Origin of the sequence: Mesorhizobium sp. M1A.F.Ca.IN.020.04.1.1, assembly GCF_003997315.1 — a bacterium.
In the GTDB taxonomy this organism is placed as follows: domain Bacteria; phylum Pseudomonadota; class Alphaproteobacteria; order Rhizobiales; family Rhizobiaceae; genus Mesorhizobium.
This window is the reverse complement of record NZ_RZSN01000043.1, coordinates 16,823-36,162: the sequence shown is the minus strand read 5'-3', so window position 1 is coordinate 36,162 and position 19,340 is coordinate 16,823. Positions and strand designations below refer to the sequence as shown.

Below are 19,340 nucleotides of genomic sequence, written 5' to 3'. Positions count from 1 at the left end.
GCATTGGACGATCCACTGCGTGCTCGGCACCTCCATCGGCCCCATCAATACCTTGCCGCCATTGTCGGTGACACGCTTGGCGGCGGCGTCGATCGCGTCGACGTTGAAATAGAACTGCCAGACCGGGACCGGGATCTGCGGCGGCTTGTTCATCATGCCGCCGCCGGATTCGGGGCCGGCGCCGAAGGTCTGGTAGATGCCCATCTCGCCCATGTCGAACTGACCGGCGCTCTCCCAGCCGAACTGGCTGGAATAGAAGTCGAAAGCGGCTTTCCAGTCCGAGGTGTAGAGCTCGTGCCAGCCAACATGGCCGGGCGTGGTAGCGGGTACCGGCGGCTGCTCGGGCTGGTTGGGCTGCAGGAACATGAAGGTCGCGCCCTGCGGGTCGGCGACGACGGCGAAGCGACCGACGCCGGGAATATCATCCGGCGCGCGATGAACGGCACCGCCAGCGTCCTTGAGCGCCTTCGTCGAGGCATCGACGTCCTTGGTGTAGATGTAACCGAGCCAGGCCGGCGGCATGCCCATCTTGGCGGCATCCTCCGGCATCGTCATCAATCCGCCGACGCCGCGCAGGCTGGAATTCACCACGATATAGCGCGGCATGCCCGACGCCTTGTCGAAGGGCTCGGCCCGCCAGCCGACGACAGCAGTATAGAAAGCCTCGGCGGCGTCGAGGTCGGTGGTCATCAGTTCGTACCAGAAGAAGGGTTTTGCGGCATTCGGCATGGTCGGTCTCCTCACCGGTTCAGGCAGCGATCGCGGTTCCGATCCATCGTAGGACGATCTCGGCGACAGAAATCCGACATCTGGACCAGAAATCGAGAACGGCAAGGCGCTCATGCATGTCACTCAAAAATGCGCAGCGGTTTTGGGCGGCCGACACGCATCAAAATCGGAGCTTGAAGCGCGTCGGCCAATCCGTTCTGCGCGAAGCGCCATAGGAACCGTGATCTTGCATGGCCCGGGGTTTTAGCCTTTGCTGCGGGCAACGAGGGGCTGTCTTCCATGCGTGAATGTCGCTTACGCCCGAGAGTGGCTTTGTGCCATCGCGAGGAGCTCGACCCTGGTCCGAGCGGGGATTGGACCCAGCTTAACGACGACGATTTCCGCGCGCTCGCCTCGCGCCTGTCAGACGAGGCCGACGAGGGGCCGCTCTGGGTGTTCGCTTATGGCTCGCTGATCTGGAAGCCGGCGTTGGAATCCATCGAGCAACGCCGCGCCTCCGCCTATGGCTGGCATCGCTCCTTCTGCCTCGACATGGTGCGCTGGCGAGGCAGCGCCGCGCAGCCGGGGTTGATGATGCTCGAGCGCGGCGGCTTTGTGACGGCGTCGTCTATCGTCTGCCGGACGGCGAGAAGCCCGCCCAGATCGAGAGATTGCTGCGGCGAGAAATCGACGATCATGAAAGCGTCAGCTCGGTCCGGTGGGTTCCGGTACGCACGGCGCAAGGATCGCTGCGGGCGCTGGGTTTCTGGGTCGGGGTACGGGTAGGGGCACGTCGCTCAGGCAGCCGCTCGAAAGGGTGGCAAAGATACTGACACGCGCGTGCGGCCATGTAGGTTCCGGCGCCGAATATCTTTACTACACCGTCAGCCACCTCGAAACATTCGGCATCCATGACGGCAATCTGTGGCGCCTGCAGGAGCTCGTGGCCGACGAGATCAGGTCGATCCATCCCTCCAGGATTGAATGCGCTGAACCGACAGACATCGGCGTGGCGAAACATGACTAATACTATCATGTTTTTATGCAAGCAATACAGCAGCTTGGCCGAAAATTGACCAATTGATAAAAAAATAAAACGTGCTAGCCTTCCTCAAAACAAACAAGGGGAACTGGAATGGCGACTGGTCATTTCATCGAAGGCATAGCCGGCGGCCGGCTGTCTGCCGAGCAGTATGCCGATAATTTTTCCGACCTGCACCCGCCGCTCGATCATCACGAGGCGCTGGTCGAGTCCGATCGCTGCTATTTCTGCTACGATGCGCCGTGCATGAATGCATGCCCGACCTCGATCGATATCCCGATGTTCATCCGGCAGATCGCGACCGGCAATCCGCTGGGCTCGGCCAAGACCATCTTCGACCAGAACATTCTTGGCGGCATGTGCGCCCGCGTCTGCCCAACGGAGACGCTGTGCGAAGAGGTCTGCGTGCGCGAGGTGGCGGAGGGCAAGCCGGTGCAGATCGGCCGCCTGCAGCGCTATGCGACCGACGTCGCGATGGATGAGGGCAAGCAGTTCTACAAGCGCGCCGAACCGACCGGAAAAACGGTCGCCGTGGTCGGCGCCGGGCCAGCGGGCTTGGCGGCGGCCCATCGCTTGGCCCGCCACGGCCACGATGTGACGATCCTCGAAGCGCGGCCGAAGGCTGGCGGCCTCAATGAATACGGCATCGCGGCTTACAAGAGCGTCGACGATTTCGCTCAGGCCGAGGTCGACTACGTCACCGCGATCGGCGGCATCGACATCCAGAACGGCAAAGCGCTCGGACGGGACTTCCAGCTTTCCGACCTGATCCGCAACTACGATGCGGTGTTCCTTGGCCTCGGGCTCGGCGGCGTCAATGCGCTGCGCGCCGAAGGCGAGGATACGGATGGCGTCGCCAACGCGGTCGAGTTCATCGCCGAACTCAGGCAGGCAAGCGACCTTTCCAGCCTGCCGGTCGGCCGCCGCGTCGTCGTCATCGGCGGCGGCATGACGGCGATCGACGCCGCGGTGCAGTCGAAGCTGCTCGGCGCCGAGGAGGTGACGATCTGCTACCGGCGCGGCCAGGAGCATATGAATGCCTCCGGCTTCGAGCAGGATCTGGCCGCCGCGAACGGCGTCACGATCCGCCACTGGCTGCAGCCGAAGCGCGTCATCGCCGAGAACGGCAAAGTGTCGGCCATCGAGCTCGAATACACAGCCATGAATGGCGACAAGCTCGCCGGTACCGGCGAAATGCTGAGGCTCAACGCCGACCAGGTGTTCAAGGCGATTGGCCAGAGCTTTGTGCCGGCTCATCTCAACGGCAGCGTTGCCTCCATCGAGCTCGATGGCGGCCGCATCAGGGTCGATGCCGAGGGCCGCACCTCGCTGGCGAAAGTCTGGGCGGGCGGCGACTGCATCTTCGGCGGCGACGACCTGACGGTCTCGGCCGTGGCGCAAGGCCGCGACGCCGCCGAATCCATCCACCGGGCACTGACCTCTAACGGGAGGGCATGAGCATGGCAGACATCCGCAACACCTTCGTCGGCATCAAGTCGCCAAATCCGTTCTGGCTGGCTTCGGCGCCGCCGACCGACAAGGCCTATAATGTCGAACGCGCCTTCAAAGCCGGCTGGGGCGGCGTGGTCTGGAAGACGCTTGGCGAAGAGGGCCCGCCGGTCGTCAACGTCAACGGCCCGCGCTACGGCGCGATCTGGGGCGCCGACCGCCGGCTGCTCGGCCTGAACAATATCGAGCTGATCACCGACCGCGACCTGCAGACCAATCTGCGCGAGATGAAGCAGGTGAAGATGAACTGGCCGGATCGGGCGCTGGTCGCCTCGATCATGGTGCCTTGCGAGGAGGAAAGCTGGAAGGCGATCCTGCCGCTGGTCGAGGAGACCGGCGCCGACGGCATCGAGCTCAATTTCGGCTGCCCGCACGGCATGAGCGAACGCGGCATGGGCTCGGCGGTGGGCCAGGTGCCGGAATATATCGAGATGGTGGTGCGCTGGTGCAAGCAGTACACGCGCATGCCGGTCATCACCAAGCTGACGCCGAACATCACCGACATCCGCAAGCCGGCGCGCGCCGCCAAAGCCGGCGGCACCGACGCGGTGTCGCTGATCAACACCATCAACTCGATCACCGGGGTTGACCTCGACAGTTTCGCGCCGCAGCCGACCATCGATGGCAAGGGCTCGCATGGCGGCTATTGTGGCCCGGCGGTGAAGCCGATCGCGATGAACATGGTGGCCGAGATCGCGCGCGATCCGGAAACGCACGGCCTGCCAATCTCGGGCATCGGCGGCATCACAACCTGGCGGGATGCTGCCGAATTCATGGCACTCGGCGCCGGCAACGTGCAGGTCTGCACCGCGGCAATGACATACGGCTTCAAAATCGTGCAGGAGATGATCGCGGGGCTGGAGAACTGGATGGACGAGAAGGGCCACGCCTCGCTGTCCGACATCATCGGCCGCGCCACACCCAATGTCACGGACTGGCAGTATCTCAACCTCAACTATGTCGCTAAGGCGCATATCGACCAGGACGCGTGCATCAAATGCGGGCGCTGCCACATCGCCTGCGAGGACACCTCGCATCAGGCGATCACCAGCATGGTCGACGGCGTCAGGCATTTCGAGGTGATCGAGGCCGAATGCGTCGGGTGCAATCTTTGCGTCAATGTCTGCCCGGTCGAGGGCTGCATCACCATGGAACCGCTGGCCGCCGGCGTGCTGGATCAGCGCACGGGCATACCGGTGTCGCCGGTCTACGCCAACTGGACGACGCATCCGAACAATCCGATGGCCAAGGTGGCCGCGGAGTAGGGAACACTTTTGAAAGAAATGCAGCGCCTTCGGGTGCCGTTTTTCGTTACCTATATTGCAGATAAGAATTATCCATGATAGGTACTATCCATGAATTGGAGCCAAAGATCGTGAAGCTGGGAGAGGGCGTCGAAGCGGCGATCCACTGCGCCGCCATGCTTGCCGGCGTCGACGGCAACAGCACCATGTCGGGCGCGGCCATGGCCGAGGCGTTCGGCCTGTCGCCGAGCTATCTCTTGAAGCATCTCAATCAGCTGACAACGGCGCGCATCCTGGAATCCGTGCCGGGGCCGGCAGGCGGCTACAGGCTGGCGCGGCCGGCCGAGCGGATCACGCTGCTCGACATCGTGCTTGCGGTCGAGGGCAGGGAGCCTGCCTTCCGCTGCGGCGAGATCCGCCAGCGCGGCCCGGTCAAGCTCGACGCGTCGGCCTATGTCAAACCGTGCGGCATCAATGCCGCGATGCTGAGGGCCGAGCGCGCTTATCGCGCCGCGCTTGCCGATGCAAAGCTCTCCGACATCGTCGCCGATTTCATGAACGACGCCGATCCCCGCACCGTCGCCGCAAGCTGCGCCTTCGTCGAACGCCATCAGCGGGCGCAGAAAGTTCAACAACCAAGCAAAGCGTGAAAGGTAAGAGAATGAAACAGAGGCTGCAGTTCTTCGCCAAGGCGCCTGAAATCATGAAGGCGGTGATGGCGCTCAACAAGGCCGTCGAGGAGTGCGGGCTGAAAGAAAGCCTGATGCACCTGGTCAAGCTCAGGGCTTCGCAGATCAATGGCTGTTCCTATTGTGTCGAGATGCACAGCCGCGAGGCAAGGCGAGATGGCGAAACGGAGCAGCGGCTTTATTTGGTCGCCGCCTGGAAGGAGTCGCCGCTGTTTTCCGAGCGCGAGCGCGCCGCGCTCGCCTGGACCGAGAAGGTGACGAACATCTCCGACAACGGCGTTCCGGACGATCTCTACGCCAGGACGCTGGAGCAGTTCTCCGAGGAAGAGCTGGTCAAGCTGACGGTGGTGATCGGCATGATCAACACGTGGAACCGGCTCTGCGTGTCGTTCCACGCCATCCATCCGATGCCAGCCGCCAAGGCTGCCTGACCATCCAAAGCCGCGCGGATCCGAAGACGGTTCCGCGCGGCTTTCATTTGCGAGATCAATGACATGTTTGAGAATCTTCAGAACGAGACTCTGTTTGCCGCGCGCCTGCTGCTCGGCGGCGCCTTCGTCATTGCCGGCCTGCGCAACGCCCAGCACAAGACCTGCTCATCCCGATGATGGCGGCACGCGGCGTGCCGTAGGCAGGGCCGGCATTGTGGCTGGACATGTCCTGCAGGTCGCGCCGGACGGCTGGTGATCGGCGTCTTGTTCACCGCGCTGGCGGCGGCAAGCCTGATCCTGTTCCTGATCGTCGCGACGCCGATGTTTCACAATTTCTGGGATCATCAGGGTCCGGATCGCGCCTCACGCATCAACGGCTTCGTCGCCAATGTCGCCCTGGCCGCGGGTTCCTGGCGCGGGTCTATGCCTGACAACTGCACTCGGATTCCGCGCAGTCGATGGCGCCGCGTTAATCGGTTTGTCGCGATTGTCCTGTATTAGCAAAAAACAGGTTCGCCCGTCGGAGCGTTCATGGAGCAGAACTGGACTGCATTCTGGGCACGCGTTTCGGATGCCTTCCACCAGGCGCTGGTGATCGGCATCGACAAGTCGAGCGACGGGCCGGACACGCCGATCATCGAATTCGCCGACCGACTGGGCAAGACCTGGCGTTTCTACTCGCACCTGCCGGTCAACAGAACGACCGGGAACGTCGGCGCAGCGGTCGAAGTGATTTATGACCCTCTCCACCCGAAGCGGGCGCGGGAAGTGGGCCGCCCGCTGATGAAGGCAGTCCACCTGGTTGTCTGGTATGCGGTCGTCGCCGGGCTGATGGTGCTGGCCTTCCTGCCCGGCCTCATTTCCAATTGATCCATTCAGGCGGCGAAGCGCAGGCCGCCGTCGCAGGTCAGCACCTGGCCGGTCATGAAACCGTTGGACACCAGGAAGGCGATCGCGTCGGCGACGTCCTCGGCGCGGCCGATACGGCCGACCGGCGTCTTTCCGGCGTACTCGGCAAAGACCGCCTGCCGCTCTTCGCCCGATAGAAAATCCCACCAGGGCGTATCGATGACGCCGGGGGCCACGACGTTGACGCGCAGCGGCTTCAGTTCAACGGCCAGGATCGGGACTACGGTCAAAAGCATGCCGTTGATGGCGCCGATGCCGGCAATGCCGGGTGCTGCGATCTGCGCCGAGACGGCCGAAATGAAAGTGACCGATCCGGCTTTGTTCAAGGTCGGCAGGGCCGCTTGCAAGCAGCCTAGCTGCGGCTTGATCTTCTCGTCGACGCCGCCGCCGATGTCGGCAAGGTCGAGGGTCGCGAACGGCCCAAGGCCCTTGCCGCCGCTTGCGGCGAGAACGAGATGATCGAATGGGCCGAGACCATCGAAGAAGTGCCGGACCGCGTCCGGCTTGGTCGCGTCGAAAGCGGCCTTGCCGACGGTGCCGCCGAGGCTCTTCCAGGCGTTGTTCAGCTTGTCCTCGCTGCGGCCGGTGATCGTCACCTTCATCGTGGGGCTGAGCAGCCGTTTGGCTGTGGCAAGGCCAATGCCAGACGAGCCGCCGATGATGACGCAATGTTCGATTCTCATGAATGCTGTTCCTTGGATGTCGCGGAAGATTGTCCGGTCAGTTCGAGGCTGAGCGCCCGCAACCGGCTGCGGGCTTTTTCGTCATAGGCCTGGGCATCGGCGCGCGCTTCCCGCTGGCCATCGAAATAGAGGCCGCTGCGCCCTTCGAGCGCCGGAGATATTGCCAAGTTGAGGATCGCGTCGGCGCCGGTCTCGACCGAGCTCCACGGTGTGATGCCGGCCTGCCGGACCATGGTGGTATCCATGTAGCTTGCCGGATGGAGTGCATTGACGGTGACGCCGCTGCCTTCGAGCTGCTCGGCCAGATCGATGGTGAACAAGATCTGCGCCAGCTTGCTCTGGCAATAGGCGCGCACGCCGCTATAGCCGCGGGCCAGATTGATATCGTCGAAATCGATCGCCTGCTGGCCGGCGGAGGCGACATTGACGATGCGCGCCGGCGCGCTTGCCTTCAGCAAGGGCAAAAGCTCCGATGACAGCAGGAAGCCTGCGAGATAGTTTACGGCGAAGCGCATTTCGTAGCCGTCGACGCTCACTTGCCTTTTTGCGCCTTCGCCGCCCGTGCCGACGCCGGCATTGCTGATCAATATGTCGAGCCGGTCGGTTCCTGCCCGCACGGCGCCGGCAAGGCGGCGCACTTCGGCGAGCGACGAAAGATCCGCAAGCAGAAATTCGGCGTTGCCGCCCTCGGCTTCGATGGCAGCGACTGTCGCCTTGGCGCGAGTTTGGTCGCGGCCATGTACCAGCACGCGGGCGCCGGCAGCGCCGAGCCTTTCAGCGACCACGCGGCCAACCCCGTCGGTCGAGCCGGTGACGAGAACGGTCTTATTCTTAAGTTCCATGTTCAGAGCCTCCTTATGCTGCTCTGAACGCAAGATGGGGCGCGGCGCGCAGGCCAAACAGTTCAATTTTTATCCTGGTATCGATACTGCTATAATAGCTGCATGGATGCCGTGCCCCATTCCCCTGACGACAGCCGCCGCCGCGAGCTCGGCGCTTTCCTGCGCTCGCGCCGGGAGCGGCTCTCGCCTGCCGACATTGGGATTGCGAGCGGCGCCAGGCGGCGTACGCCCGGGCTGAGGCGCGAGGAAGTGGCGATGATCGCCGGCGTCGGCACCACCTGGTACACCTGGCTGGAGCAGGGGCGGGACGTGCGGCCCTCGGTCGAGGTGCTGACCGCGCTCTGCGAGGCGCTGCGCCTGGACGCCGTCGAGAAGCGGCATCTGTTCATCCTTGCCGGCCGCCAGCAGCCGGAGCAGCGCACGGCGACGTCTGAAAAGGTCGACGCCACACTGCTGCACATGCTGGGGAGCCTCGTCCTACAGCCGGCTTATGTGGTTGGCCGGCGTTGGGATGTGCTCGCCTGGAATCCGGCGGCGGTCGCCTTGTTCGGCGACTATGGCCTGCTGGAGGGCGATGCCCGCAACATCGTCCATCTGGTGTTCACAAGCCCGCATCACCGCCGGCTGCTGGTCGACTGGGAAGCGCTTGCCCGCGTGGTGCTCGCTTCGTTTCGCGCGGAGAGCGCCAAATATGTCGGCGATCCGGATTTCGAGCGGCTGATCGCGCTGATGATGCGCTCAAGCCCGGAGTTCCGTGATTGGTGGCCGCGGCGGGACGTGGCGAGAAGGCTGACGGGCGTGAAACATGTCCGCCATCCCACAGCCGGCCCGATGGCTTTCGAGCATATGAGCCTGTCGATCGACGACGGCTCAGACATGCGGCTGATCGTCTACACGCCGTTGCCCGAGCAGAATACGATCGCCAAGCTCAAGAAGCTGCTGGAAGAGAAGCCCCCCGAGCGGCGCAGCGCCTGATCTTCGCCCGACCTAAGCTTTCGGCTTCAGCCCATCGAGGAACAGTTGCTCCAGGAACCGGGCAGCATCCTCGAAGCGACCGTCGCCGCCGCGGTCGGGGCCGAGCACGGCGCGCACCTGGACGTCGAAATCGGCGTAATGCTGCGTCGTCGCCCAGATCGAGAAGATCAGATGCCAGGGGTCGGTGCGGGCGATCTTGCCGGCGCGCATCCAGCCCTTGATGACGGCGGCCTTCTCCTCGACCAGCGTTTTCAGCTCGCCCTCCAGCATCGGCATGATGCGCGGCGCGCCCTGCAGGATCTCGTTGGCGAAGAGCCGGCTTTCGCGTGGAAAATCGCGCGCCATTTCGAGCTTGCGGCGGATGTAGCTTCTGAGCTCGGTCATCGGATCGCCGATATCGTCAAGCTCGCGGAGCGGCGCCAGCCAGGTGTCCAGCAGCCGCTGCATCAATGTCTCGTGAATGTCCTCCTTGCGGCGGAAGTAATAGAGAAGGTTCGGCTTCGACATGCCGGCGGCTTCGGCAATCTGGTCGATGGTCGAACCGCGAAAACCGTTGGCGGAGAAGACTTCCAGCGCGGCTTCCAGGATGAGCTCGCGCTTTTCCTGCTGGATGCGGGTGCGGCGTGGAGCTGAGCCTTCCATCCTGTCCGTCATCCTTGCCGGCTGCTGCCGTGTGGGCACTCTGGACCAATTCTCTGGACCAGTTTTTCTCCGAGCCGTGGAGCGCGCTTTCGATGCCGCATTTCCGTTAGTAGTCCCTTGACCGCCGACAGGGCGGTGCTAACGTTTGTCCAACCGGTCAAAATTTTGCGTAGCACGAAAACGCAACGAAGACCAAGCCTTGGGAAGACCAAGCGTTAGCGCACAGAAACAGGTTACAAGGGGAAATCTTGGTCATGTCCAACCGGCTGAAAGTCACGCCGAACGATCTCAGCGCATTCTGGATGCCGTTCACGGCAAATCGGCAGTTCAAGCAGGCGCCGCGCATGTTCGTGTCCGCCAAGGACATGCACTACACGACGAGCGATGGCCGCAAGGTGCTCGACGGCACTGCAGGCCTCTGGTGCGTCAACGCCGGCCACTGCCGGCCGAAGATCACCGAGGCCATTCAGCAGCAGGCCGCCGAACTCGACTATGCGCCGGCCTTCCAGATGGGCCACCCGATCGTCTTCGAACTGGCGAACCGCCTGGTCGATATCGCGCCGAAGGGCATGCACCATGTGTTCTTCACCAATTCCGGTTCGGAATCGGTCGAGACCGCGTTGAAGATGGCGATCGCCTATCACCGTGTCCGAGGCGAGGGCTCGCGCACCCGGCTGATCGGCCGCGAGCGCGGCTATCACGGCGTCAATTTCGGCGGCATTTCGGTCGGCGGCATCGTCGCCAACCGCAAGATGTTCGGCACGCTGCTCGGCGGCGTCGACCATCTGCCGCACACCCATCTGCCGGAGAAGAATGCCTTCTCGAAGGGCGTGCCTGAGCACGGCGCCGAATTGGCGAACGAGCTGGAGCGTCTCGTCACCCTGCATGACGCCTCGACCATCGCGGCGGTCATCGTCGAGCCGGTCGCAGGCTCGACCGGCGTCATCCTGCCGCCGAAAGGCTACCTGCAGAAGCTTCGAGAAATCTGCACCAAGCACGGCATATTGTTGATCTTCGATGAAGTGATCACCGGCTTCGGCCGTCTTGGCGCGCCATTCGCCGCCGATTATTTCGGCGTCACGCCGGATATCATGACGACGGCCAAGGGCGTGTCCAACGGCGTCATCCCGATGGGCGCGGTTTTCGTGAAGAAGGAAATCCACGACGCCTTCATGAACGGCCCGGAGCACATGATCGAGTTCTTCCACGGCTACACCTATTCGGGCAATCCGATCGCCTGCGCCGCGGCTCTCGGCACTTTGGACACCTACAAGGAAGAAGGCCTGCTAACCCGCGGCGAGGAGCTGGCGCCTTACTGGGAAGACGCGCTGCATTCGTTGAAGGGCGAGCCGCATGTCATCGACATCCGCAATATCGGCCTGATCGGCGCGATCGAGCTTGCGCCGATCGCCGGTAGCCCGACCAAGCGGGCCTTCTCGGCCTTCGTCAAAGCGTTCGAACGCGGCGCGCTGATCCGCACAACCGGCGACATCATCGCGCTGTCGCCGCCGCTGATCATCACCAAGGGCCAGATCAACGAACTGATCGACCATGTTCGCGATGTTCTGCGCTCGATAGACTAACTGCTCAAACCGCTCGGGCGGCGACGGGAACCGCCGCCCGACCGGAGACCTGAAATGAGAGGACTTTGAATGGCCGCCCCCGGGGAGAATCTGCGAATCAATTCAGACCGTTTGTGGGATTCCATCATGGAGATGGCGAAGATCGGCCCCGGCATCGCCGGGGGCAACAATCGCCAGACGCTGACCGATTCCGACAAGCAAGGCCGCGAACTGTTCAAGTCCTGGTGCGACGAGGCCGGGCTCACGATGGGCGTGGACCAGATGGGCACCATGTTCATGACGCGCGCCGGCACCGATCCGGACGCGCTGCCGATCTATGTCGGCTCCCATCTCGATACCCAGCCCACCGGCGGCAAATATGACGGCGTGCTCGGCGTGCTCTCTGGCCTCGAGGTCGTGCGCTCGCTCAATGATCTCGGCATCAAAACCAAACATCCGATCGTCGTCACCAACTGGACGAACGAGGAGGGAGCCCGTTTCGCGCCGGCCATGCTCGCCTCCGGCGTGTTCGCAGGCGTTCACACGCAGGACTATGCCTATGCCCGCAAGGATCTCGACGGCCTGAGCTTCGGCGACGAGCTGAAGCGGATCGGTTGGGTCGGCGACGAGACGGTCGGCGCGCGTAAGATGCACGCCTATTTCGAGTACCATATCGAGCAGGGGCCCATCCTCGAGGCCGAGAACAAGCAGATCGGCGTGGTGACCCACTGCCAGGGCCTGTGGTGGCTGGAATTCACGCTGACCGGCAGGGAGGCGCATACCGGCTCGACCCCGATGAACATGCGCGTCAATGCGGGGTTGGCCATGGCCCGCATCCTGGAGATGGTGCAGACGGTCGCGATGGAGAACCAGCCTGGCGCTGTCGGCGGTGTAGGCCAGGTGAAGTTCTCGCCCAACTCCCGCAACGTGCTGCCGGGCACGGTGATCTTCACTGTCGATATCCGCTCGCCCGATAAGGCGAAGCTCGACGGCATGCGCGCGCGCATCGAGAAGGAGGCGCCGAATATCTGCGAGCCGCTCGGCGTGAAATGCGCCGTCGAGGCGGTCGGCCATTTCGATCCGGTGACCTTCGATCCGACGCTGGTCGGCCGTGTCCGCACCGCCGCCGAGAAGCTGGGCTACAGCCATATGAACATCATCTCCGGCGCCGGCCACGACGCCTGCTGGGCGGCCAAGGTCGCGCCGGCGACCATGGTCATGTGTCCCTGTGTCGGCGGGCTCAGCCACAACGAGGCCGAGGACATCTCCAAGGAATGGGCGGCGGCAGGCGCCGATGTGCTGTTCCACGCGGTGGTCGAGACGGCAGGAATCGTCGAATGACCGATTAGAAATCACCTCGAAAAAGCCGCTCGCAAAGAAGCGTGAAAAGATCAGGGGAACAGCTATGACCAAAGTCATCAAGAACGGCACCATCGTCACCGCCGACCGCACGTGGAAAGCCGACGTGCTGATGCAGCACGGCAAGATCATCGCCATCGGCTCGAACCTGCATGGCGATCACGAGTTCGACGCCACCGGCTGCTATGTCATGCCGGGCGGCATCGATCCGCACACCCATCTCGAAATGCCCTTCATGGGCACCTATTCGGCCGACGATTTCGAATCCGGCACGCGCGCGGCGCTTTCGGGCGGCACGACCATGGTCGTCGATTTCTGCCTGCCGGCGCCGCAGCAGTCGCTGCTGGAGGCGCTGCAGATGTGGGACAACAAGACCTCGAAAGCTGCCTGCGACTATTCCTTCCACATGGCGATCACCTGGTGGGGCAAGCAGGTCTTCGACGAGATGGCGACCGTCGTCGACAGGGGCATCACCTCGTTCAAGCACTTCATGGCCTACAAGGGCGCGCTGATGGTCGACGACGACGAGATGTATTCCTCGTTCCAGCGCTGCGCCGATCTCGGCGCGCTGCCGCTGGTCCATGCCGAAAATGGCGACGTGGTCGCGGCACTCTCGCAGAAGCTGCTTGCCGCCGGCAATAACGGCCCCGAGGGGCATGCCTATTCGCGTCCGCCCGAAGTGGAAGGCGAGGCGACAAACCGCGCCATCATGATCGCCGACATGGCGGGCGTGCCGCTCTATGTCGTGCACGTCTCCTGCGAGCAGAGCCATGAAGCCATCCGCCGGGCACGCCAGAAGGGCATGCGCGTCTATGGCGAGCCGCTGATCCAGCACCTGACGCTCGACGAGAGCGAATATTTCAACAAGGACTGGGACCATGCGGCGCGGCGCGTGATGAGCCCGCCTTTCCGCAGCAAGTGGCACCAGGATTCTCTGTGGGCGGGCCTGCAGGCCGGATCGCTGCAGGTGGTGGCGACAGACCACTGCTCCTTCACCACCAAGCAGAAGCGCAACGGCGTCGGCGACTTCACCAAGATCCCGAACGGCACCGGCGGCCTCGAGGATCGTTTGCCCGTGCTTTGGACGACCGGCGTCAACACCGGTCGGCTGACGATGAACGAGTTCGTCGCGGTGACCTCGACCAACATCGCCAAGATCCTCAACATGTATCCGAAGAAGGGCGCGATCGTCGAAGGCGCGGATGCCGACATCGTGGTCTGGGACCCGAAGCGCAAGAAGACGATCACGGCCAAGAACCAGCAGTCGGTGATCGACTACAACGTCTTTGAGGGTTTCGAGGTGACAGGGCTGCCGCGCTTCGTCTTTTCGCGCGGCGAACTGTCGATCGAAGAAGCGGACGTCAAGGCCAAGGTCGGGCACGGGGAGTTCGTGGCGCGCGAACCGAACGCCGCTGTCAACCGCGCGCTTTCGACCTGGAAGGAGATCAGCGCACCGCGCAAGGTGGAGCGCACGGGCATTCCGGCGACCGGAGTTTGAGCGTGCGCGCAACTCACCTTCTGACCGGGGCAGCCGTGCTGCTGGCCGCCGGCCAAGCTTTCGCCGCCGGCATCGATCTCTCCAAGCCCTGGGGCAACAAATCCGGCTGCATCAACAAGAACGGCCAGGAGGTCTATGCCGAGGACATGCTGCTGTTGACGAGCGAGGCGTTCGTCACGGTCGCCAGCGCCTGCACCTTTACCGACAAGAGACCCCAGGCGAATGGCTCCCTTGTGGTGACGGCGCAGTGCGAGGCGGAAGGCGAGGAGGGGCAGACGCCGGCCCAGTTCATCATCAAGCGCAGCGCCAAGAACGCCAAGAGAGTGGTGATCGCCGACAAGGACGGCAACGCGATGGGAGAAGTCTCCCGGTGCAAATGACGGCGGTCCCGTCGACCTCAGGCAACCAACGCATCCAGTTCCGGCATCAGGACCACGCTTTCCTGCTCGTTGGGATCGGTGCGGGCGATGACCGCCGAAGAGGGCGCTCCGCTCAGATTGGCGGGCAGATGCGGCACGCCCGCCGGAATGTAGAACAGGTCGCCGGCCTTGACGACTTCGTGATGCTCGAGCCGGTCGCCATACCAGGTGTGGACCTCGCCGGAGAGCACATAGATCGCGGTCTCGTGGTTCTCATGCATATGCGCCTTGGCGCGGGCGCCGGGCGGCATGGTGAGAAGATGCATACAAATGCCGGAGGAGCCGACGGTTTCGGCGGCTATACCGGCGAAATAGCTCAAGCCTTGCTTGCCTTCATAAGTGCTTTCAGGGCGAATAAGGTGGCATGTGGGTTTAGGCGACATCGGCAAGGCTCCGGGCGTCGATCAAGTGGGACTGGACGAGTGGAAAGCAAGGCAATCGTAAAATCAACCGGATTCCGGCCGGCGCGGCAGCGGCTGCGAAAGACAGGTTTCTGCCGATGAGCGGACAGTCGCCAGCCGTCGTTTCGGCAAGCAAGCTCGGCCTCACCTTCCAGACCAATGACGGTCCGGTGCAGGCGCTGTCCAATGTCGATCTCACCATCGGCAAGGGTGAGTTCGTCTCCTTCATCGGCCCCTCCGGCTGCGGCAAGACAACCTTGCTGCGCGTCATCGCCGATCTGGAGAAGCCGACCTCGGGAACGATCTCCGTCAATGGGATTTCGCCGGAGCAGGCGCGCGAGAAGCGGGCTTACGGCTATGTCTTCCAGGCGGCGGCGCTGTTTCCTTGGCGCACAATCGAGCGGAATGTGGCGCTGCCGCTGGAAATCATTGGCCTCAGCCAGGCCGAGCAGGCGGAACGCATCAAGCGAACCCTCGAACTCGTCAACCTCTCCGGCTTCGAGAAGAAGTATCCCTGGCAGCTGTCCGGCGGCATGCAGCAGCGCGCCTCGATCGCGCGCGCGCTCGCCTTCGACGCCGATTTGCTTTTGATGGACGAGCCGTTCGGCGCGCTCGACGAGATCGTGCGCGATCATCTGAACGAACAGCTTCTCGAACTCTGGGATTCGACCAACAAGACGATCTGCTTTGTCACTCACTCGATCCCCGAGGCGGTCTATCTGTCGACCCGCATCGTGGTGATGTCGCCGCGGCCGGGCCGCGTCACCGACGTGATCGAATCCACCTTGCCCAGGAAGCGGCCGCTCGACATCCGTGAGACGCCGGAATTCCTGGCGATCGCCGCGCGCGTGCGCGACGGGTTGAGGGCGGGGCACAGCTATGATGATTGAGGGTGCTTGCCAGCGGACGGACACCCGCTGCTTCGACATCCTGGGGCGGAGCAAGCGCGAAGCCGCGCGCGTGGCGGGAGCCGACCGCCGTGATTTCGTTATCCTAGGGTGGAGCGACGCGAAGCGGAGCGCAGACCCTAGGATCCATGCCGTGACGTCGACCGAAGGCCGTAAGCGGCTCAGAATACCCGACGAGCTGAGCGCGGCGCAGGGAGCCGCATTCTGCGCCACAGCGGAGCGTCGAGATAACGGCATGGATCCTAGGGTCTGCGCCGCGTCGCTTCGCTCCTTGCTCTGCTCTAGCATGACGAAAAACGCGCAGCGCCGCGTGCTGCCGTTGCGCCGGGGGAAGGCCTGCTAAATGGACTCCATCCGTTCCAAGATCATCCCGGTCACCTCAATCCTCGCCGGCGTGGTGGTGCTCTGGTATGTCTTCGCCGTCATCCTCAATGCGCCGTTCCAGCGCGATCTCGACGCCAGAGCCAACGAAACCCCCGGCACGGTCGAATTCATCGGCAAGACATTATCGCAGCCGAAGCCGACGCTGCCGGCGCCGCACCAGGTGGCGGTGAACTTCTTCGAGAACACCTTCCTGCGCGGCATCACCTCGAACCGCAGCCTTGTCTACAATGCCTGGGTGACGCTGTCCTCGACGCTGCTCGGCTTTGCTTTCGGCACGGCGCTCGGCATCGTGATCGCCGTCGGCATCGTGCATGTGACGACGCTCGACCGCAGCCTTATGCCGTGGATCATCGCCTCGCAGACCATTCCGATCCTGGCGGTGGCGCCGATGATCATCGTGGTGCTGGCGGCCATCGGCATCACCGGGCTGATCCCCAAGGCGCTGATCTCGACCTATCTGTCGTTCTTCCCGGTTGCGGTCGGCATGGTGAAGGGATTGCGCTCGCCCGAGCTCATGCATCTCGACCTGATGCACACCTATAATACCAGCGCCTCGCAGACCTTCTGGAAACTGCGCGTGCCGGCCTCGGTGCCGTTCCTGTTCACGTCGATGAAGGTGGCGGTGGCGGCGAGCCTGGTCGGCGCCATCGTCGGCGAATTGCCGACGGGTGCTGTCGCCGGAATCGGCGCCAAGCTGCTCTCGGGCGCCTATTACAGCCAGACGATCGACATCTGGTCGGCGCTGGTTGCGGGCTCGGTGGTTGCCGCGCTTCTGGTCATGGTGGTCGGCATCGCCGGCCGCCTGGTCGACCGCGCCATGGGCGGGAGGCCGGCATGACCTGGCTGAAACCATCCTGGCAAGCGGTGCTGGCGATCCTTCTTTGCGTCGTCGCCTTCGCGCTCGGCGCGATGTCGACACCGGAAGCGGCTGCGCTGGCCGAGCCCGCCGCGACGGTTGCCTACCCATATATGGGCACCAAAGGTCTCATCCTCGGATTGCTGCTCATCGCGGCGCTGGTTTCAACGGTGAGACTCGCGCCACTTGTCGAAGCGATTGTCCTGTTCATCGGCGCCCATGTCGCAGCGTGGCTTCTGGTCAAGGGCATCGGAGGCTTCGAGGGCACGGCACTGGCGCCGTACTTTCTGGTTCTCGCGGCCGCCTGGTTGCTTGCCTGGCGCTGCGTCGCCCTGTTGTCCTCGTTACGGCCTGCAGCCAGCGGGGCCAAAACGGCGCTACGGCTGATCATTCCGGCGATCTTCGGCGCCTGGATCCTGATCATCTGGGAAGCGGTGACGCGCGGCGCCGGCATTCCTTTCATCCTTTTGCCGCCGCCGAGCGCCATCGGCGCGCGCATCGCCAACTCGCTGCCGGTCCTGGGATCGGACGTGCGGCAGACGATCTTCAAGGCGGTGCTGATCGGCTACATCGTCGGCAACCTCGCCGGCTTCGTTGTCGCCATCCTTGCTGACCGTGTGCCGTTCCTCAGGCGCGGGCTGCTGCCGATCGGGAACATGGTGTCGGCGCTGCCGATCATCGGCGTCGCGCCGATCATGGTGATGTGGTTCGGCTTCGACTGGCCGTCCAAGGCGGCGGTCGTGATCATCATGACCTTCTTCCCGATGCTGGTGAACACCGTCGCGGGGCTTGCCGTCTCCGGCCACATGGAGCGCGATTTGATGCGCACCTATGCGTCGGGCTACTGGCCGACCTTGCTGAAGCTGCGGCTGCCGGCGGCAATGCCGTTCATCTTCAATGCGCTGAAGATCAACTCGACGCTGGCGCTGATCGGCGCCATCGTCGCGGAGTTCTTCGGCACGCCCGTGGTCGGCATGGGATTCCGCATTTCGACGGAAGTCGGGCGGATGAACATCGACATGGTCTGGGCCGAAATCGCAGTTGCAGCACTTGCGGGTTCGGTCTTTTATGGCGTGGTCGCTCTTGTCGAGAGAGCCGTCACGTTTTGGCATCCCTCTGTCCGTGGTGGATAGGGGCGGTGGGTTTGGGTGCTAACTTCAGAGGGTAAAAACATGAAAAGACTGGTAATTTCTGCTCTGGCCGGGGCGATGTCGCTGGCCGCTTTCCAAGCGATGGCGGCCGACAAGGTGACGCTGCAGCTGAAATGGGTCACGCAGGCCCAGTTCGCCGGCTACTACGTCGCCAAGGCCAAGGGCTTCTACGAGGCCGAAGGGCTCGACGTCGACATCAAGCCGGGCGGGCCGGATATCGCGCCCGAGCAGGTGATCGCCGGCGGCGGCGCCGATGTGATCGTCGACTGGATGGGCGGCGCGCTGGCCGCCCGTGAAAAAGGCGTGCCGCTGGTCAACATCGCCCAGCCGTTCAAGAAAGCCGGCATGGAGCTGGTCTGCCCGAAGGACGGCCCGATCAAGACCGAAGCCGACTTCAAGGGCCACACCCTCGGCGTCTGGTTCTTCGGCAACGAGTACCCGTTCTATGCCTGGATGAACAAGCTCGGCCTCAAGACCGACGGCGGCAAGGACGGCGTCACCGTGCTGAAGCAGAGTTTTGACGTTCAGCCGCTGATCCAGAAGCAGGCGGACTGCATCTCGGTCATGACCTATAACGAGTACTGGCAGCTGATCGACGCCGGCTACAAGCCGGAGCAGCTCATCGTCTTCAACTATTCAGCCATGGGCAACGACCTGCTCGAGGACGGCCTCTACGCGCTGGAGAACAAGCTCAAGGATCCGGCCTTCGAGGACAAGATGGTGCGCTTCGTGCGCGCCTCGATGAAGGGCTGGAAATACGCCGTCGACAATTCGGATGAGGCGGCCGAGATCGTCATGGATAATGGCGGCCAGGACGAGAACCATCAGAAGCGCATGATGGGCGAAGTCGCCAAGCTGATCGACAATGCCGACGGCAAGCTCGATCCGGCCACCTATGAGCGCACCGCCAAGGCGCTGCTCGACCAGAAGATCATCGCGAAGGAGCCGTCGGGCGCCTATACGACCGCGATAACCGACAAGGCGATCAAGTAAGGTCGACCTCGCCAGTCGAGACTTAACGGGGGCGGGTGACCGCCCCTTTTTCTTTGCTGTGGTAAAATATCCGTGTGCAGGGATACAAGCGGCCTGCCAACCGTTGCAGTGGGGCATCCGCGCGCCGGGGGAGCC

20 protein-coding genes and 1 pseudogene are annotated in these 19,340 nt (G+C 63.4%); 16 read left to right on the top strand and 5 right to left on the bottom strand.

Going from position 1 to position 19,340, the window contains the following annotated elements; genetic code table 11:
- Positions 1-729: VOC family protein (locus tag EOA49_RS11820; protein ID WP_164749214.1), on the bottom strand; the 729-nt coding region annotated here is incomplete at its 3' end.
- 279 nt (positions 730-1,008) lie between these two features.
- On the opposite strand from EOA49_RS11820, the pseudogene EOA49_RS11815 reads away from it, so the two are divergent.
- The 7 genes and pseudogenes from EOA49_RS11815 to EOA49_RS11785 all read left to right on the top strand — a co-directional run bounded on the left by EOA49_RS11815 (position 1,009) and on the right by EOA49_RS11785 (position 6,493).
- Positions 1,009-1,735, top strand: a pseudogene (locus EOA49_RS11815) (gamma-glutamylcyclotransferase).
- Positions 1,736-1,843: 108 nt separating this feature from the next.
- Positions 1,844-3,208 carry an NAD(P)-dependent oxidoreductase gene (locus EOA49_RS11810; RefSeq protein WP_067328948.1) on the top strand — a complete coding sequence of 455 codons (1,365 nt, stop codon included), beginning with the start codon at positions 1,844-1,846 and terminating at the stop codon, positions 3,206-3,208.
- Between the two features lie 2 nt (positions 3,209-3,210).
- Positions 3,211-4,524 carry an NAD-dependent dihydropyrimidine dehydrogenase subunit PreA gene (preA, locus tag EOA49_RS11805; protein WP_067329150.1) on the top strand — a complete coding sequence of 438 codons (1,314 nt, stop codon included), beginning with the start codon at positions 3,211-3,213 and terminating at the stop codon, positions 4,522-4,524.
- 110 nt (positions 4,525-4,634) lie between these two features.
- The gene (locus EOA49_RS11800) at positions 4,635-5,153 is read left to right on the top strand and encodes an Rrf2 family transcriptional regulator (RefSeq protein WP_067328950.1); all 519 of its coding nucleotides are present in this window, start codon (positions 4,635-4,637) and stop codon (positions 5,151-5,153) included.
- Between the two features lie 11 nt (positions 5,154-5,164).
- Entirely contained in the window at positions 5,165-5,623 is a 459-nt protein-coding gene (locus tag EOA49_RS11795; RefSeq protein WP_127241674.1) for a carboxymuconolactone decarboxylase family protein, read from the top strand.
- Positions 5,624-5,875: 252 nt separating this feature from the next.
- Positions 5,876-6,124 (top strand): DoxX family protein, encoded by a 249-nt coding sequence (locus EOA49_RS33050; RefSeq protein WP_189413666.1) that lies wholly within the window; start codon positions 5,876-5,878, stop codon positions 6,122-6,124.
- A 30-nt stretch (positions 6,125-6,154) separates the two neighbouring features.
- Positions 6,155-6,493, top strand: coding sequence for a hypothetical protein (locus tag EOA49_RS11785; RefSeq protein WP_127241673.1), 339 nt, complete (start codon positions 6,155-6,157; stop codon positions 6,491-6,493).
- 5 nt (positions 6,494-6,498) lie between these two features.
- Here the strand turns inward: EOA49_RS11785 and EOA49_RS11780 are convergent, their stop codons facing one another.
- Together EOA49_RS11780 and EOA49_RS11775 are read right to left on the bottom strand one after the other, a co-directional pair.
- A complete protein-coding gene (locus EOA49_RS11780; protein WP_127241672.1) occupies positions 6,499-7,215 on the bottom strand; it encodes an SDR family oxidoreductase in 717 nt (238 codons plus the stop codon).
- A complete protein-coding gene (locus tag EOA49_RS11775) occupies positions 7,212-8,057 on the bottom strand; it encodes an SDR family NAD(P)-dependent oxidoreductase (RefSeq protein ID WP_127241671.1) in 846 nt (281 codons plus the stop codon). The genes EOA49_RS11780 and EOA49_RS11775 overlap by 4 nt, the downstream gene beginning before the upstream one ends.
- A gap of 102 nt (positions 8,058-8,159) precedes the next feature.
- Between EOA49_RS11775 and EOA49_RS11770 the strand changes: the two genes are divergently transcribed.
- Positions 8,160-9,032, top strand: coding sequence for a helix-turn-helix transcriptional regulator (locus EOA49_RS11770; protein WP_127215520.1), 873 nt, complete (start codon positions 8,160-8,162; stop codon positions 9,030-9,032).
- A 12-nt stretch (positions 9,033-9,044) separates the two neighbouring features.
- Here the strand turns inward: EOA49_RS11770 and EOA49_RS11765 are convergent, their stop codons facing one another.
- The gene (locus EOA49_RS11765) at positions 9,045-9,674 is read right to left on the bottom strand and encodes a TetR family transcriptional regulator C-terminal domain-containing protein (protein ID WP_095812645.1); all 630 of its coding nucleotides are present in this window, start codon (positions 9,672-9,674) and stop codon (positions 9,045-9,047) included.
- Positions 9,675-9,928: 254 nt separating this feature from the next.
- On the opposite strand from EOA49_RS11765, the gene EOA49_RS11760 reads away from it, so the two are divergent.
- The 4 genes from EOA49_RS11760 (at position 9,929) to EOA49_RS11745 (ending at position 14,473) form a co-directional block, all read left to right on the top strand.
- A complete protein-coding gene (locus EOA49_RS11760; RefSeq protein WP_127243162.1) occupies positions 9,929-11,257 on the top strand; it encodes an aspartate aminotransferase family protein in 1,329 nt (442 codons plus the stop codon).
- Between the two features lie 69 nt (positions 11,258-11,326).
- Positions 11,327-12,577 (top strand): Zn-dependent hydrolase, encoded by a 1,251-nt coding sequence (locus tag EOA49_RS11755; protein WP_127215522.1) that lies wholly within the window; start codon positions 11,327-11,329, stop codon positions 12,575-12,577.
- A 64-nt stretch (positions 12,578-12,641) separates the two neighbouring features.
- Positions 12,642-14,093, top strand: a complete 1,452-nt coding sequence (gene hydA / locus EOA49_RS11750; protein WP_067328963.1) for a dihydropyrimidinase — start codon at positions 12,642-12,644, stop codon at positions 14,091-14,093.
- 2 nt (positions 14,094-14,095) lie between these two features.
- Positions 14,096-14,473 (top strand): hypothetical protein, encoded by a 378-nt coding sequence (locus tag EOA49_RS11745; protein WP_164746952.1) that lies wholly within the window; start codon positions 14,096-14,098, stop codon positions 14,471-14,473.
- A gap of 17 nt (positions 14,474-14,490) precedes the next feature.
- Here EOA49_RS11745 and EOA49_RS11740 read toward each other — a convergent pair whose 3' ends face one another.
- A complete protein-coding gene (locus EOA49_RS11740) occupies positions 14,491-14,901 on the bottom strand; it encodes a cupin domain-containing protein (protein ID WP_170950346.1) in 411 nt (136 codons plus the stop codon).
- A gap of 110 nt (positions 14,902-15,011) precedes the next feature.
- On the opposite strand from EOA49_RS11740, the gene EOA49_RS11735 reads away from it, so the two are divergent.
- From EOA49_RS11735 to EOA49_RS11720, 4 genes are all read left to right on the top strand, one after another.
- On the top strand, positions 15,012-15,803 hold the full coding sequence (locus tag EOA49_RS11735) for an ABC transporter ATP-binding protein (RefSeq protein ID WP_066990627.1): 792 nt from the start codon (positions 15,012-15,014) through the stop codon (positions 15,801-15,803).
- A 361-nt stretch (positions 15,804-16,164) separates the two neighbouring features.
- Positions 16,165-17,043: an ABC transporter permease gene (locus EOA49_RS11730; protein ID WP_127241743.1), complete on the top strand. Its 879-nt coding sequence runs from the start codon at positions 16,165-16,167 to the stop codon at positions 17,041-17,043.
- Positions 17,040-18,194 carry an ABC transporter permease gene (locus EOA49_RS11725; RefSeq protein WP_127243161.1) on the top strand — a complete coding sequence of 385 codons (1,155 nt, stop codon included), beginning with the start codon at positions 17,040-17,042 and terminating at the stop codon, positions 18,192-18,194. The genes EOA49_RS11730 and EOA49_RS11725 overlap by 4 nt, the downstream gene beginning before the upstream one ends.
- 39 nt (positions 18,195-18,233) lie before the next feature.
- Positions 18,234-19,205 (top strand): ABC transporter substrate-binding protein, encoded by a 972-nt coding sequence (locus tag EOA49_RS11720; RefSeq protein ID WP_067328975.1) that lies wholly within the window; start codon positions 18,234-18,236, stop codon positions 19,203-19,205.
- Positions 19,206-19,340: the final 135 nt, after the last annotated feature.

Excerpts from the sequence above, each read along its gene's own strand:
- EOA49_RS11810 (WP_067328948.1), top strand. The coding sequence starts at position 1,844 with ATGGCGACTGGTCATTTCATCGAAGGCATAGCCGGCGGCCGGCTGTCT.
- preA (WP_067329150.1), top strand. The coding sequence starts at position 3,211 with ATGGCAGACATCCGCAACACCTTCGTCGGCATCAAGTCGCCAAATCCG.
- EOA49_RS11795 (WP_127241674.1), top strand. The coding sequence starts at position 5,165 with ATGAAACAGAGGCTGCAGTTCTTCGCCAAGGCGCCTGAAATCATGAAG.
- EOA49_RS11785 (WP_127241673.1), top strand. The coding sequence starts at position 6,155 with ATGGAGCAGAACTGGACTGCATTCTGGGCACGCGTTTCGGATGCCTTC.
- EOA49_RS11780 (WP_127241672.1), bottom strand. The coding sequence starts at position 7,215 with ATGAGAATCGAACATTGCGTCATCATCGGCGGCTCGTCTGGCATTGGC.
- EOA49_RS11775 (WP_127241671.1), bottom strand. The coding sequence starts at position 8,057 with ATGGAACTTAAGAATAAGACCGTTCTCGTCACCGGCTCGACCGACGGG.
- EOA49_RS11770 (WP_127215520.1), top strand. The coding sequence starts at position 8,160 with ATGGATGCCGTGCCCCATTCCCCTGACGACAGCCGCCGCCGCGAGCTC.
- EOA49_RS11765 (WP_095812645.1), bottom strand. The coding sequence starts at position 9,674 with ATGGAAGGCTCAGCTCCACGCCGCACCCGCATCCAGCAGGAAAAGCGC.
- EOA49_RS11760 (WP_127243162.1), top strand. The coding sequence starts at position 9,929 with ATGTCCAACCGGCTGAAAGTCACGCCGAACGATCTCAGCGCATTCTGG.
- EOA49_RS11755 (WP_127215522.1), top strand. The coding sequence starts at position 11,327 with ATGGCCGCCCCCGGGGAGAATCTGCGAATCAATTCAGACCGTTTGTGG.
- hydA (WP_067328963.1), top strand. The coding sequence starts at position 12,642 with ATGACCAAAGTCATCAAGAACGGCACCATCGTCACCGCCGACCGCACG.
- EOA49_RS11735 (WP_066990627.1), top strand. The coding sequence starts at position 15,012 with ATGAGCGGACAGTCGCCAGCCGTCGTTTCGGCAAGCAAGCTCGGCCTC.
- EOA49_RS11730 (WP_127241743.1), top strand. The coding sequence starts at position 16,165 with ATGGACTCCATCCGTTCCAAGATCATCCCGGTCACCTCAATCCTCGCC.
- EOA49_RS11725 (WP_127243161.1), top strand. The coding sequence starts at position 17,040 with ATGACCTGGCTGAAACCATCCTGGCAAGCGGTGCTGGCGATCCTTCTT.
- EOA49_RS11720 (WP_067328975.1), top strand. The coding sequence starts at position 18,234 with ATGAAAAGACTGGTAATTTCTGCTCTGGCCGGGGCGATGTCGCTGGCC.